Consider the following 15,644-nt stretch of genomic DNA (forward strand, 5'->3'; position numbering starts at 1 on the left):
GGTTTGCCTCCGGCTTCCTTCAGATTCCGCCTCGCGGCGGACACCCTTGCCTTTAGCTAACAGTTCCTACTGCCAAGCCTGTAGTGGACTTGCACCACCTAGTTATCGCCCATGCCGGGCGCACATGAAAAAGACAACTCATAAAATGCATGAGTTGTCTTTCTCATTCTAATTTCACCTTAGTTATCGTTCTAATTCTGGTCTCGTCTTCTCGCTTTCTGCTGTACTGGATTTGTCTTGCTCTTTTAAGTGCTGTTCTTCACTTTTATCTAAGCGTGTTACAGCCACTTCTCTAGCAGCATCTATATTAGGATTTGGTTGTCCAGGTGAAATAGATCTTCCAAGAGTTTGCTTTTTTATGACTTCTTGAATATGTTCTCTATCCAGATGGTCGATCTCCCTGATGATATTATTTGCTGTTTTCTGTATCTCCCCAAGTGCTTGTTTTGCTAGCTTCATATCCTTGGTCCATGTTGCAATGTAACCGGCGCTATATGCCTCCGTATCAAGACCGTAATACTTTGTAACCATAAACGCTGTAGCTTCTGCCTGTGCTTCCTTATGTCCCCTTGGTAGGTCTTTTAACGGGCTGTCCATTCGGTGAAGCTGCGAATGCGCATACTCATGAACTAATGTTTTGAATTTCAATGTTGAATTAGGGATAGCAGGGTTAATCCGAATTGCATGGTTCGCGCGGTCATAATAACCTCGAGCGTTAGGATTTTCTTTAAAATCATCGGCCATTTCCCTTATATCCATTTTCTTACCAAGGTGCTCTGAAAGCTGAAGGTACATTTTAGCTGCTCCATTACTGTCTTTAATATCATCACGAATGAACTGCCGGACATTAACAATTTCCTTGCCCTTTGTTTGGCTCACGTCAAACACATTTACACCCTTAAAACCAGTAATCTTCTCTACCTTTTCCGTAATCTCTTTTCCCTTGTTATCAAGCTGCGGACGCTGCGAAACCGGATCTATTTTAGTCACCTCCATTTTCGTAAATGTAGGAGCAAAAATTTTAATAGCCGATTCCCCCTTCTGGACCTGTCTGCCCATCTCCTCCCAGCTTCTATATCCCTGCACCATAGTAGCATCGGGTTTTTGAGAATATATCATCACTACGTTATTTAAGCTATATTTCGGAAATTTAGAGGCTACTTCTAGAAAATGCTGAAATTCATTATTTTTAAATATTCGATCTATGGCTTGGTCCACTTGTTTTTGTATCTCAGCCATCTTCGCTTCATACTCTTTAGACTTAGGAAAAGGCACTTTATTCACCCTCTTTCAGGTATAGAGGTTCGTATAATTTAACCCCGTTTTCTATTTTTTCGAGATAGGCGATTTCTTCATAGGTCAGCAGATCTTCATTTGGAATTTCTTCATAGGTTAGATACCCAGCCGGTTTAGCCAGATATATAGGTTTTTCGCTACCAACGATCTCATAATATTGATAGTACATGCTGCTTCCCCTCTCTGTTATGATTCATACTTTTATCTGTGGTACTATATTCAAAATTCTCTGTTATAAGAAGCGGATGCATTTCATCGGTATCTCTCCTTTCATTACATAGGTAGATCATCTTCATCATCTGTATTTTTAAGCTCTTTTCCTTCTCCATTATCTTTTTGATCTGGAGCTGTTTCTACTGTTAGCTCGTTAAGTACATCCATTAATGCATCTGCATCAGGATCACTATCATCAATTTTGCTTAGTGCTTCTTCTAGCTCCCGAAAAGCAGCCTGAACTTCTTCATCACTGTCAGTATCCAGTTCAGAAGTGGTATTTTCATTCCAAAGATCCTCCGTATTCCTGAACTCTGGTTCTGCAGAAACATTTCCTAAAAGCATGCTTAATTCTTCTTCTGAGATTTCCTCGCCCTCATCCAGTTCTTCTACATAATGCTGCTCTTCTTCTTGTGGGACTTCCATTTCAGCTTCTAGAGCTATCATTTGAGCCTCTAATTCTTGGTCATAACCATCTTCTTGTAATTTCTCTGTAATTGTATTCTGAGCTGTATAAGCTACTGAAATTTCTTTATCTGCCTTCTTATGACTCTTACCAAATGTTTTAAGGAATTTTTCTCTGTAAAACTGCTCATAACTTGGCCTACGATCCTTACCAAATAAGAATTCGCCGTATATTTTAAACTGATAAGATTTCTCTAGTTTTAAAGGAAAATATCCATTAACGAATAGATAGCATATTGCAGGATTTACATTGAGTAGCTCCCCTTGCGTAATGAGTGGCCGCTTTACATACTGTTCTGACACACTTTTCGATGCATTTTTTTCTCCAAATGAAGTACTTCTCTGTCTATGTTTAATCGTTGTCTCCCCCGCAACATCACTAAAATACTTAGCAGTCTTTGTATCCTTGGTGCGAAGAAACAGCGTAGTGTCATGGTTGTTAATAATAGAACGTGCCATGTCTGGACCATACATGCGTTTATCTTCTAATTGCCCAATATCTTGAATAACAGTGTGCAATGACATCCCGAGTCCGCGGCAAGTGGCCAGAATATTTGGATACCCGTTGATTCTCCCAATGTTTGCAAATTCATCTAGTAAAAAAATAGAATCAATCGGAAGCCGTGAATGGTTTTCGTCTGCGATATTATAAAATGTGTCGATAAGCTGTTCCATAAAAATAGCCGTAAGCTGCTTAAATGGATTACTCTTCATACGTACTTTGATATAGAGAATCGTCTTCTGCTGCTGTAGATCCCTAAAGTTAAATGCACTTTTTGCTGTAAATTTAGCTATCTTATGCATGGCAAAGATTCCGATCTGCTGTGCCAAGGTTGACATTATCCCGGTTCTGGTATTCCCAGCGCTCATATTAGCAAGCGTAAACATGTCATATGCTGGATGGTCTTTTGGCAAATTTTCAAGTAACTGTTCAAGGAATTCTTCGTTCTTCCCAGCTTTCGCTGTGAAATGCACTACATGAGTCATTGTTGCCTCAGTACCATATTCTGTTTTGATGTACAGAATGATTGCTGCAAAATATGCGATAGCAGATTCACTCCAAAAATCCCGTTTACCATCATCAACCGCATTCGATGCGATCGTATTTGCCACGGCACGTGCATCCTCGTCATCTTCTACATAATCCAGCGGATTATAGCCTACATCTTCAGAAAAGTTTACGAAATCGATTTGATATACGTTATACCCTTGATCTCGTTTGAGCTGATGGGTAGCTTCATAAATTTCCCCTTTAGGGTCTGTTACTATAATGGTTTCATCTATATGATTTAGCATGTTAGGAAACACATACGCTTGCCCTTTCCCTGAACCGGATGAACCAATTACAAGGACGTTACGATTATCAACATTGGTCCCTTTGGGCATGATAATAAGTTCTTTTTTACTGGGGACTTTACCCAAAATAATTCCCGGTTCCATCTTAAACGCACTCATTGGATCACTCTGATATGAATTTCTTTTTGAAAAGGTTTTTCCATTAATAACATCAGATGGCTGTCCCCACTTCGATGTCCCGTGGAGTCCAAAATCACTGGCATCAATAAGTTTTGGAACTAAAATTGACGTCTTCATACTGTAAAGCAGCGCACCTAAGATAATGAACGGTGTAAAAGAGAATATCACTTTCAAATTTTCCTGCGTATAGCTAAATGGAATAACGGTAGATGGATCTAATATGAGTTCTGTAATATCCCCCCCTGGACCAATGAAATAAAAGCCAACCATGAGCAGATATGAAAATATTAGGCTTAAAAGAATACTTACAAAAATGGGTTTCCATGCTTTTTTCTTAAATACCATATTTCCCCCTTAATGATCCAAATGCTGACCTCTATATCTTCTGCGTTGCTTTTTCTCCGTAGGATCTTTTCCTCGTTTTTTGTTTTTGTTTGCCCGCTCTACCTGATCTAAAACTTGAAGTAATCCAGAAACAATATGTTGCGAATATGCTTTTTCTATTTGCTTCTCTGGTGTTAAGGTTTGATCTGAAGTATTCGCATTTTCCTTTTCAAATTTACTGATAATAAGATGCAAATCTTGATCAACTCTTCCTGTACTAAGTCCCTTCTCATGACGATCTTTAAGCTGCAATATCAATTCAGCATTTTTAATTGATTCAAGGGAATCCGAATAATGACTTTGTAACTCCACTTTAATCAGCCCAACATTACCAGCTAGGTCTTTTTCGTGTCTCTCTCTTTGGAGTTTATACTGCTCTACTTTTTTATTAGCCTCATAAACAAGATCATACTTTTGTTCTTGTAAAGAGTTTAAGATTACTTTTCTTTGTTTTTGAATTGCGCGATCTAAAATGAAAATACTCTTTGAGATATTTTTAGTTTGATCAGAAAGAGAAGGTACATTCTTATGAATCTCATTTCCCTTAGACTTGGCATACTTAGATATCTCTTCTTTGTTTAAAACCTGACTAGTATCCTTAAAATACTGAACTGCATGGTACATCTCATCTACTGGAATCTTATAATTCACTTGATATAAAACTAAAAATTCTTTTTCCGTGAGTTCTCTCTGCACCTCTAATGCTTTTACAGATTTATCAAGCAGTAAGCTGTATTTCCTAAGATCTTCACTATTTTTTTGTTCCATTACTTTTATGCTAGTAACTTTATTTTTCATCTGAGCTAAAAAATGAGTAGGTGTGAAACCAAATTTCAGTACCTGTTTTGGATCTTCCTGAAACGCTTTATACGCTTTACTGAGGAGATTTTTTTCTGAAAGGATTTTCACTCTATCACTTTCAATTTTTTTCTTCCAGCTTCCTTGTTCAATTTCATCTTTAATATGCTTAGCGATTCGGAAGTCTACATAGCTTTTAGATCTTTGGGCAACCATCTGTAAAGCTGATTTTTCTTCTACACTAAGCTGTCTGCTTGTGCGAACCAGCTTGATTTGCTCTTTAAGTGTTTTTTCGTTTTGGTACTCAGAAATCGAGATAACTTGTTTCCTTCTATCATCACTCAGTTTACCGAGTTGTGCATTCAGCTGCCTTATTTCTTCATTAATTTTCCCGTAAAAAGTGGCAGGTTCATATAGAGTTTTGTTCCTAGCTGCTTTATCTTTTAACTGCATTTCATAACGATAAGCTGTTCTCTCTAGCCTTATCTCCGGAATCCGATCAAGGCCCTGCTTCTTATAACTCTCATGAGAAACCTGATCATCTATACCGCGTATGTTCAGCTTCTCATTAATTATTTCTGCATAATTTTTACGCCAGCGAGATAACGTTTCTTTCTCATTCCAATCTGTAAGGTGAACACTTACCTTTTTGATCACCCCACTGACTTCCTGGTTAATCTTTTTACGCTTGTTCCCCCAAGAACCATCTTCATTAAAAGGACGCATAGTAAGCATGACATGGGCATGAGGATTCTTTTCTTTGTCTCTATGAATTGCAATATCTGCTACCATACCTTCATCTGAAAAATTCTTTTTACAAAATTCGAGAAGCAACTCCTTCTGATCTTCCTCACTTAACACAGTAGGAAGGGCTAAGCGAATCTCCCTAACCATTTGTGCATTCTTTTGTTTCTCAATTTTCTCAACTTCGTTCCATAGACGTTCCCGGTCCATAACCCAATCAGGAGCATGCTTTGGTTTTAAAATAAAGCACTGCGGCTGGACAATTCTTTCACCATAGTTTTTAGTCAATCCATCGCGCTCTGAATAGAGCGTCTCTCCGCTGCGATAAGCTGCGGCCGCGACAGCGGAATGACTCGCTCGGTTTAAGATCTGTGAGCTAAAGTAAAAGTAACCCATGTCTTCACCACCTTCCAAAAGCCCCTGCGGGTTATTTGCCGTTAGGTAAATTTACTTTCCTAAGGGAAAGTCATTCACGGTTAGTGAATGAGATCGAGCAGAAGGCGAGTCCCATTCCCTGCAAAGCAGGGGTATAAATGGGCACTCTCGCTTCGCTCTTGTGACCTATCGTATCACAAATTACCATTTATTAGTAGACTTCCTTCTTATTTACCAGTAAAATAGGGATCAATAAATCGATTGTTATTCATGAGGAGGAAATGAAAATGGCGAAGAAAAGTAAGTTAGGACAAGTACAAAAACTAGAAGAACAAATCAAGGAACTAAGAGAAAAACAGAAGAAGATCATAGAGCAGGCCCAAAAGGAGATCGGGGAATATGTAATGGATTCATGGGAAGTAGAGGATATAGAGCAGGCAAAAAAATTGATAGATCAGTTTCAATCTGAAGCTAAAAACGCATTTAGGAACATGGGAGGAAATAATAAAGGTTTAAAGGAGGATTTGACTGACGAAAGTATCTATAGCCAAGCAGGTTCAACGAGTGCTTAGGATGAGTCATGATGAAACAAAGAAGACACCCATAACAGACATAGATCTAAAAATCCAGCAGCTAAAAGAGAGACAACACCGATTAATGAAGCTAAGCTCTGAAAAAGAAAGAAAACAAAGAGCAAATCGTTTAATACAGACCGGTGCTTTAGCAGAGAAGTATTTTGGAATTGAACATTTAACTATAAAACAGCGCGAAGAATTATTTAAAATATTCTCTGATTTCATTTCAAAAAACACCCCTACTAAATATAGGAACAAAGATTAACTACTCTTGTTTCGTAAGGAGGGTACTGTGTTGGATGCAAGAGATTCATTTAAATCTTAATCATACCATGATTAAGTATTGATCAGGTCATCGAAGTTATTGAGGAACTTGTTTATAGGCAGAGAAGTAAACTGCAGAAATACGAGGAAGAAAAATTAAACCAAAATGAACAAACATCTGACAAGATTTACTTCATTCCGTCCAGATCTAGGAATGGGATCTGGACGGTTTTCGTTAAAAACCCTCGTAGCAGCAAAACATATCTGAATTCACTAAAAGAGAAACTAAATAAAGATCCTGACAACAATAAGGAAGAACTCAAAAAGCTTTATCTCGTTGAGGTTAAACTTAACAGTAATATCAGTAATACAAAGAAAAAAGAAATCTTACTTGCCATGTATTATTTAAAACTTGAACCCAGAAGGTATGTACTGCATCTAGCAGAAACAAAAAGCAAAATTGACTCACTTAAAACTAAACTTGAAAATAGTTCGCTTTTATATAAAAAGTACTCAGAAGAGGTAGACAAGATAGAGAAACTATTTGCTAAAAAATCGATATTCCTCAAAAGGAAAGATTAGTAACAGTAATCAATCATATTCAAAAAATCCGGAAACGTATCAGAAGGAGATGGATCACTATAGAGAAAAAGAGAGAACTCTAAACAAAGCTTTAGATCCAGTTAAACAAAAAGATTTACAGAAAGACAAGGATACCGGGAAGAATCAAAAACAAGAAACAACTAGTACTCAATTGGAATCGTTACGTTAAAACTATCTTTTTTCATATATCTTAAGATATTTTTCGGTTTTAAAAACAAAATTAGACTATGGAGTGGATATCAACAAAATAGTTTTTGTATTACTACAAGTCTGGTCTTGTTCTAGTCGTTGACTTAGGACAAAACTTGTAGTGTTATTAACATTTATTGAATTGCGATTACTTGAACTCCATCCTTGCACTCTCTATATATTTAATGTAGAATACTTAAGCTCACTGGATATGTTTGTTGAATAAGCAATTCTGCGACTAACTCATCAATTAGTGTGTTATGAGTGAATTAAATATTGGGGGAAAATCGTGAAGAAATTATTGTTATTAGCTATTTGCAGTTTGACACTACTTACAGCATGTTCTCAAAAATCCGACTTATATGATAGTCGGTTAGAAGAAAGAAAATTAAATTTCACTGAAGAAATAAGTAAGGAAATAAACGAGAAAATAAATGAGAAAGAAGAGAATATAAAAGAATTAAATCAGGAAATAAACCAACTTAATATACATATAAAGAATCTTAACAAAGAGAAAGAAGATATTTCTTCTATAAGTAAAATTTCATTGGATTTTATTCAAGCACAAATAACAGAAGATAAAGACAAACTCCGTAAATTGTTACCCGAAGACATGATCGTTGAAAAAGATAACGAAATATTAATAGATGATTATTATGAAATCTTTTTTAAAGATAAAACGTTGGATAGTTTCCGTTTTCATTTCTATGATTATGATAGTAAAGATAATACATACACAGTATACATAGTAGAAAATTATGTATACTTAGATGGCGAATCTGAGTCTCCTCCAACACTTCTTATTTTAGATTTTATAGATAATAACGATCGATGGGAGATAAATGAAGCATCTTTCGACATCTTATAGATTACTGCTCAATGAGCTACCGCATATAAATAAGTGATTAATTTCAACCGGTTAGAGAGACACTTTCTCTTACCGGTTTTTACGAATACTCAGGAGCATATTTATAATGAAATTCAGCGTAGAGCTTTTGCAATAAAACTATGCGTTTAAAAAATAGAACCTCTGAAGCAAAATTGAAGCTTGTTTAGAACATCTGTTTCCGCTATCGGTATTAGTTAAGTATCTAATTCTACGATTAGATTATCCTAAGGCATTCTAACAGCTATAGAGCGGGTTTGAATTGATCCTAGTAGATAAAGGGATATATTTTTAAATGCCACTTTTTCTAAATCTATTTATACGTTCTCGTCAGAGAAATGTAATTTTTAAATACCTATATCCTTCAGTTAAATATGTAGCAGCAAGTTTACAGTCCTATCATTGGTATCATCTTCACATTCTAAGTTAACTATTCTAGTAATTTAGATAGATATGTAGAGGGTTATTTACATCTATAGAATTACCAAGGTTCAGGTTATAGTAAAGAGAATGATAAGAAAGAGGTTGCCATCTTATGAATATTCAACGTGTCTACAAATCAAAAGAAGATTTTACAAATAAAGTGAAGTCAGTCGATCCAACATCTCTAATCAGTTATAATCTGCTGAATATGTCTCTAGAAATTACGATTATTTCTTCATCTCAAGATCAACTATTCATTAAACTATCTGAATTTGTAAATTATGATGACTCTCCTCAGCTTTTAGCGCACGATTCGTTCTTTATTATATTAAATGAAATCAAAGCCATTAATTCAGGCGAGAAATTTATCAGACCATTATTGAAACTATTCAACGAAAACCTTATAGCTATTGTTCTTATGCCTGAAGAACATTACTACACAACAGATAGGAATCTAATTGATGAGATTGAGAAAGATTTTTATTGGGATGATATTTATGAGAGTGGCAATTCAAAAAATTATGTAATATTTCATTCAGCCGAATATTTGGTTTAATTTTGGAGGTGTATCGATGTTTTTCTATTGGGTAATTGGCTTTGGTATCATTAGTAGCTTAATTATTAATTGGTCGTACAAGAAATTTTAAAATATGAAACCTACATTTGATGACATCATGATATTAACTTTGTTCTTCCTTGGAACCTCTTCGCTGATTGAAGACCTAATTAAAGCTCAAGATTTTTTTGTATCAATCATGTGTACTCTAACCTCACTCTTACTTGCATTTCGTCGTTATAAGAATATTAAGAAAATTTCTCAAAAAGTTTAATGGTGACCTCTGAGAAGAGGTTTTTTGTTTTTTATCATATAAAATACTAATGCCTATTATTATTTGTATTAGTCAGCTATACCTTATAGTGTTAATCATAATTCTGATATTTTTAAGGGTAGTAACTTTCTACTCGGCATATCTTATAAGCTGCCTATATAACTTACTATCTAGATCAAATATTTGCTTCCTCGCTTTTCTTCCTCTTTCTAGAGCGCTTCTCAAGTTTCTACCGATCTTTACGGTTGATCTGTTCTAAACCAAACTATATTTCTAGTGGATTACGTACGATTATGAGTTTAGTTATGCTCTGATTCCACCAAAAGCAACTTCAGTCTATATGATTCAGTCATGACTCTCTTTTATGCCTTTCATATTCAAATCCCTTTGAAATATATATTTTATAGGTGGAGATAAGCATCATTAAAACAATTCTACAACACCATTTCTTAAAATCATTTCTTAAAACATTTCTTTAATATCATAAGTCAAAACATTTAGTTAATACCTTTTTAGAGCATAAAAAATTGCTAAAAAAACCTTGGTACGACTGGGTTCCTACGATTCCGAAGATTGAGAAAAAGAAAGATACTTTGTTTAAACACTCCCCTATTAGAAGCTTACACATAGAAATAAGCTTATTCCCTAAGAATGAACAGATTATTCATAATCATAGTCTAGTAATAAACAGTATAAGAAGTAGTAATGAACAAACAAAATTAAAATAGCCACGATATAAAAATAGTTATCCACAACATTATGATTAAAAAATCCTTTTACTGGATAGAATAATTACTAGTAGATCGTATCCTACCCTTCTGGATGCTACTCTTAATCTTGCTAAACATATAAAGTAGGATAGCGATAGTAAAAAACGACACACCAAAAAGCAGTCGCTTCTATGTAATAGAATCCCACTGCGTAATGTATGTGTGCTTTTAACAAGAAAGCTAGAAAAAGACACAGGAAAAAGCCTACTTAGATAAGATTTTAAAAACTAGATAGCATAACGTCGGTCTTTTTTATTTTTAGCCGCTATCAGTCTTTCAATCTCTTGTTTTATTTCTAAAATAGGCGCTGGAAGAGATTTAATACGGTAGTAATTCTCTATAAACCACTCAGGATCCTGATGAACTCTACTTAACCAGCAATAGTGAATATGATTAAGTCTACTGATAATGCTTTCACGCTGCTTGCTAGCTTCTTCCACAATTTCATTGTTCTTTTGTGAAAGTTTACCATCTTCAAATAGATTACTTTCAGCTGCTTTTTTCTTATTGTTGATTCCTTCTAAATCAATGGATAATTGTACTGCATAATTGATTTCAGCCGATTCCATAACGGCCCGAAAGTAAGCACTTATTTCATCCAGTTCATTTTTCTCTTCATTTACGGTGAACTCATTTTCTTCCTTATAAATCATCTTGAAAAAATGATGAGAACGCATTTTGTCTTTTTGAATATTGAAAAGAGCCGTATCAAAAATTTCTGTTGCATACTCATAGCCAAATTTTGCATAGTAATCTTCCATTACTTTAGCTATTTGCCATACTGCTTTACGAGATAGAAAGTCACAGCAAAAACGATGCTTTTTCAGCTGTTTTAAAACCCACAGCTCAGCACCTTCAGAATATACTTCACCCATATCTAACCATTCCTGATGAACGCTTAGTACTTGAAAGTTATCTTTATAGATTTTCATTTTTAAATATTTGGAAGCTTTCTCTAAAATGCGTAAAGCTTCTTTTCTAGTACGTATATTTAAAAGTCCTAAAGGACCATAAAGATCACTAATATAACCCCATCTGAAATTCCCAGGGATATAAACTAGCTCTTTACCCACATAATGGAGAACAAGACGCTGCACATTGCGTTCTTCACTTAGAAATTCATCGGAATTGAAGAAATTGAAATTTTTAGAGTATAAGTCTTCTTTATTAGTAGACTCCTTCTCTTGAATAAAAATAAATTTATTGAAGAATAGTTTGCCATTGTCATCAGAATGAACAATACCTTCACAAACTAATTTTTGGAGGAGAACGTTGATCCGGTATCCGGATGTTTTCATTCTTTTAGCAAGTTCTGATTTGGAAAGAGGGATTTCGCCTCCATACGCACAAACTGTTCCTAGGAGTAGTTTGAGTTTAAAGAGAAGGCGAGTATCATTTTGAAGGGTTCTTGCATCGAATAAATCAGGGTGATGTTTCATAAATAGCCTCTCCTTAATCCAACCCAAAAAGGCATAGAAAAATTAAGGGCCTCGGCTTTCTCTTTTATTCAACCCGTGATATAATTGAGTCACAGTTTCATAAAGCAAAACCAAGATCCCGACTTTTCTCTCCAAGTCTTATAAGTGCTGGTCGCCAAACTCGACACTTTTAGACTTTAAAAGGTTGGGTTCTTTTCTTTTGGTAGAAATTGTTTCAAACATTCAGCATTGGATTCAGCGAAAATTCGAAATTAATCGCTTTTTGAGACAATGCACTGACGAATATCTTTATATCATTCACTATATTGAAGTTTAATGTATTTTTATAAAGTACTTAATTATGTAAAAGGAAATAATTGGTCGATTTCTTAACCTAGAAGTTATTATATCATTGCAGATTTAGTCGGTAAATAGATGAGAAAAGAGCGGAAATTTGGCTCAAAAAACTGAAATCCCTTGAAGTATATAGAGATTTGATATGTACATAAGTAGCGGAGATTTGGCTGAATTTACAAAGAACCCTTGAGTATCAAGGGTTCTTTGTACTATAAATCTTAATTAAAATTTTTTTAGAAAAAAAAGAGCGGAAAATTGGCTGAAAAAATGAGAAACACTATTAAAAATAGACTCAAATAGACTCAAGATCACTAGAAAGTAGCGTAAAATAATAAAAAGAGCGGAACTTTGGAAGAGTTTTTTATTTTTATAGTCCTTTTTGGCTCATGTTATAAATGAGAATTTCGTAAAATATTTTAATATATATAGCAAAAAGTATCGAAATGAAGAAAAAAGAGCGGAAAATTGGCTGAGTTTTTAAAAGGAGCGGAGATTTGGCTGATATTATATAAAAGGAGCGGAGATTTGGCCTAGTTTTTATAAAAGAGCGGAAAATTGGCTGAATTTTTTACCTTTAAATCATTAAATTTATGTATTTAAAATTGGGTTAGTATTATGCTGTCTAGAGGATGATAAAAAAGAGCGGAAAATTGGAAGAGAAAAAAGAGAGCCATTACAAGCTAGCTCTCTTCATGAAACGTCTATATTTACTTTAAATTAATTTGTTCGGGAACTTCTTCAATAAAATGAGTTAATTGCTGGTTCCCTAGTAAGTCTTCTACTTCATAGGTTTCCACAGGGAAGAAATTGATGAGAAATGAATCCCGTTTACGTTCATAAGACTCTACGGTTACCTTTTGGGTGACAAAGTCCTGTAAACATTGCTCTATCAGGGCTAGGTTTACATCTTTTCGTTTACTCCGGAATTGCACCTTATGAATGAAGTAAGTGTAATCAAAGGTTGCAGAGTATCCCGTCTGTCTAAAGTAACACAGGAAACGCTCTTTTTGTAAAGGGAAAATTAGTGTCTGAGAAGCTTTATTTTGAAATGAAGCGAGTCTATCGCTATAAGCTCGTATTACCTGCCCTTTTACATAGTTCTGATGAATTTCTTCATTAATCGTGATCTCTGCAATTTCACCATTACCAAGTGGCTGAATATCCAAGCGATCAAATATACCAAACACTAATGTCCTATTCGGCTCAATGACATTGAAAGTTACGTTAGCCATCTTCATAAGTCGTTCTTTAACAGCATTATAGTTTTTTTTGTTATCGGATCCATAGGTTGCTCTAACTAAGTCGCCAATCGTAACATACACTTTTCGGTTCTCAAAAAACTGTTTATTGTCCCGTAGGGATATTACGGAGCGGAAAATCTCTAAATCTGTATTATCTATAGACCTTAGTATCTTCTCTTCGCTAAGAAGTTCTTGGCTTACTAATGTATGAAGAGAATAATCTTCGCCAGGACGATATTCACTAATGTAATGCAGTTTATTATCGATGAGAACGCTCTTATCCGTTAATTTCATCTTGGTTAGACTTGTATTTCCAACCGGGTGATCAGCATATTTTAAAGGCTGGTCGATAATGATTTTATTTAGATTTCCATCAAAGTTTTTTATTAGGACATCAGCAATTGCAATAATCGCATCATACCGAAGTGCTTTCTTTATTTGTGTAGGAGTTTTATCTCTTATGTATTTGTAATCCATAAGCCTCGATTCCTTATCACTACACCATTTCGCAACTTCATCTAATCTTTTCTTAATTAATTCATCCATGGTTTCTACGTTATGCAGCTTCTTAAATTCAGAGAAACCATACATATCAATTAAAGATTCAAGTAATGCAATCTCTTTTAATATTTCCGTTTTTTTTGATTTTTTTGTTTTCTTAACACTATCTGCTAAAGATTTGTACCATCTCTTCTTTGTAGCTTGAGCTAATTTATTAGTACCACGCCGTATTTCTTTTGTATTGGCAGGCGTGAATTCTGTCGAGATAATGTCTTTAAGAAACTCTCGTATATTTCCTTCTTTTAATTCGTTATATATCGCTTCACACGGTTCTCCTAATTCAGATACAACTTGATTAAGAAAATAATGAGGCACATGTTGTTGAATCATATTTACACCTCCATATAACCTACAGTTTATCATAAATATAACAAATTAAGATTAGGAAATTATCCCTTACTTCGCATGTTTGTGAGCGTAGAAACGTCCTTTCAGCCATAATTCAGGTGAAATAAAAAAGAGTATGCGGAGCACATCACAGGAGTACTGAGAAATCTACTGCTAATTAAAAATTCACCGAAAAAACCTTCTTGGTTTTATATTTTTATTTACCCATCATTAATATTGCAACTGATCATGTGTACATACCTATTGATATAAACAACAATGTAATTATAGGAAAAACTTGTTTGATTACGAATGAGCTGGATGATATCTTAGATAAATAAACAATATTTTCCAATTAAACTAAGGGGGGATAACTTGGCTAGTCCTAAACTGAATCTAGCACTGAATAAGGATGCAGGTATGATCATTTCTTTAGCTGCTAATAAGATGGGAACAAGTAAACGAAATATAATCTCCTTGGCATTAGTTGAGATATTAAAGAATGTGTATGATAAAAGATTCATCGATTCGCTGGCAAGTGACATTACTACGACTGTTTCTACAGCGACCACGATCAGTGAGCAGGTACAAACAAAAATAGAAGATATTGATAGACACGGATATTCAAGGCGTGTGTTCTTTGGGCTACTTATTTCAGACTATTTCCTGAATAACCGCGATAAATTTAGGCTGGAACAAGATGAGCTAGAGGAAGAGATGAAGTCCAAAAGTCATATTGAGATTACAATTGATAAAGCAACAAAAGATAAGATTATATCTTACTGTGAGAAAAACGCGATGACAGTGAGCTCTCTTTTTTCCCATTATATATTGAATGAGGAAATAAAAACTTACGCTTATGTAATAAGCGTAAAGGCTCATTTGAATTTGATTCTGAGTGAAAATGTGAAAAGTGAACTTAAAAACAAGGCAAAAAGCACTAATAGAACATACCGATTTTATTTGAATTTAGTAGCAGAGCAGATAATCAGTAATATATCGACATAAGGGATCACCTTTTGTAAAAGGTGATCTCTTATTTTTATCCCCGAATTAATCGAAAAAAGTCTAATCAGATTCAAAATAAGGAAGTAATTGGTAATATTGTGCTAGTTTCTCATGGGAGGTTTGACTAATATCACTGTTAGAAGAAGTCTAGTAAAATTCCTATTAGAAGGGAAATTGCAAATGATAAGGGAGGAATGGTGGATGTTTGAGTCTTTGCAAGGGTTATTCAATACACTGTTTGGTGATATCACTAAGACGTTCATTACGCTTTTTTCTATTGGTATTCTCGTATGTGGTTTGCTGGCAGCGTTCGGCGGAGAAGAGAATCAGCCAAGATTTAAAAAAGGACTGATCACTTGCGTAACTGGACTGGTTGCTTTCTTACTGGCAAAACAGGTTGTTGACTATTTCCAAACCAATCTTGGAGGCTAAGGGGCTGAT

At 34.9% G+C, this 15,644-nt stretch carries 12 protein-coding genes; 6 read left to right on the forward strand and 6 right to left on the reverse strand.

Annotated elements, in window-relative coordinates:
• Nucleotides 1-183: 183 nt before the first annotated feature.
• The 4 genes from PV403_RS19720 to mobQ all read right to left on the reverse strand — a co-directional run bounded on the left by PV403_RS19720 (nt 184) and on the right by mobQ (nt 5,772).
• A complete protein-coding gene (locus PV403_RS19720; RefSeq protein WP_332085701.1) occupies nt 184-1,275 on the reverse strand; it encodes an ArdC family protein in 1,092 nt (363 codons plus the stop codon).
• A gap of 1 nt (nt 1,276) precedes the next feature.
• Nucleotides 1,277-1,465 carry a hypothetical protein gene (locus PV403_RS19725; RefSeq protein WP_160036882.1) on the reverse strand — a complete coding sequence of 63 codons (189 nt, stop codon included), beginning with the start codon at nt 1,463-1,465 and terminating at the stop codon, nt 1,277-1,279.
• A gap of 104 nt (nt 1,466-1,569) precedes the next feature.
• Nucleotides 1,570-3,795, reverse strand: coding sequence for a VirD4-like conjugal transfer protein, CD1115 family (locus PV403_RS19730; protein WP_332085702.1), 2,226 nt, complete (start codon nt 3,793-3,795; stop codon nt 1,570-1,572).
• 9 nt (nt 3,796-3,804) lie between these two features.
• Nucleotides 3,805-5,772 (reverse strand): MobQ family relaxase, encoded by a 1,968-nt coding sequence (gene mobQ / locus PV403_RS19735; RefSeq protein WP_213534548.1) that lies wholly within the window; start codon nt 5,770-5,772, stop codon nt 3,805-3,807.
• 266 nt (nt 5,773-6,038) lie between these two features.
• Between mobQ and PV403_RS19740 the strand changes: the two genes are divergently transcribed.
• The 4 genes from PV403_RS19740 (at nt 6,039) to PV403_RS19755 (ending at nt 9,247) form a co-directional block, all read left to right on the forward strand.
• Nucleotides 6,039-6,323 carry a hypothetical protein gene (locus PV403_RS19740; RefSeq protein WP_213534546.1) on the forward strand — a complete coding sequence of 95 codons (285 nt, stop codon included), beginning with the start codon at nt 6,039-6,041 and terminating at the stop codon, nt 6,321-6,323.
• A 1-nt stretch (nt 6,324) separates the two neighbouring features.
• A complete protein-coding gene (locus PV403_RS19745; RefSeq protein ID WP_160036877.1) occupies nt 6,325-6,591 on the forward strand; it encodes a hypothetical protein in 267 nt (88 codons plus the stop codon).
• A gap of 1,080 nt (nt 6,592-7,671) precedes the next feature.
• Nucleotides 7,672-8,250 (forward strand): hypothetical protein, encoded by a 579-nt coding sequence (locus PV403_RS19750; RefSeq protein ID WP_213534544.1) that lies wholly within the window; start codon nt 7,672-7,674, stop codon nt 8,248-8,250.
• Between the two features lie 553 nt (nt 8,251-8,803).
• Nucleotides 8,804-9,247, forward strand: coding sequence for a hypothetical protein (locus tag PV403_RS19755; RefSeq protein WP_332085703.1), 444 nt, complete (start codon nt 8,804-8,806; stop codon nt 9,245-9,247).
• 1,271 nt (nt 9,248-10,518) lie between these two features.
• Here the strand turns inward: PV403_RS19755 and PV403_RS19760 are convergent.
• Nucleotides 10,519-11,730 (reverse strand): hypothetical protein, encoded by a 1,212-nt coding sequence (locus PV403_RS19760; protein WP_332085704.1) that lies wholly within the window; start codon nt 11,728-11,730, stop codon nt 10,519-10,521.
• Between the two features lie 1,043 nt (nt 11,731-12,773).
• Nucleotides 12,774-14,198 carry a hypothetical protein gene (locus PV403_RS19765; RefSeq protein ID WP_332085705.1) on the reverse strand — a complete coding sequence of 475 codons (1,425 nt, stop codon included), beginning with the start codon at nt 14,196-14,198 and terminating at the stop codon, nt 12,774-12,776.
• Between the two features lie 372 nt (nt 14,199-14,570).
• Between PV403_RS19765 and PV403_RS19770 the strand changes: the two genes are divergently transcribed.
• Nucleotides 14,571-15,203 (forward strand): hypothetical protein, encoded by a 633-nt coding sequence (locus tag PV403_RS19770; protein ID WP_213534538.1) that lies wholly within the window; start codon nt 14,571-14,573, stop codon nt 15,201-15,203.
• Between the two features lie 201 nt (nt 15,204-15,404).
• The gene (locus PV403_RS19775) at nt 15,405-15,635 is read left to right on the forward strand and encodes a hypothetical protein (protein WP_191803643.1); all 231 of its coding nucleotides are present in this window, start codon (nt 15,405-15,407) and stop codon (nt 15,633-15,635) included.
• Nucleotides 15,636-15,644: the final 9 nt, after the last annotated feature.

It is taken from the genome of Paenibacillus sp. GYB006 (genome assembly GCF_036577645.1).
Lineage (GTDB): Bacteria > Bacillota > Bacilli > Paenibacillales > Paenibacillaceae > Paenibacillus.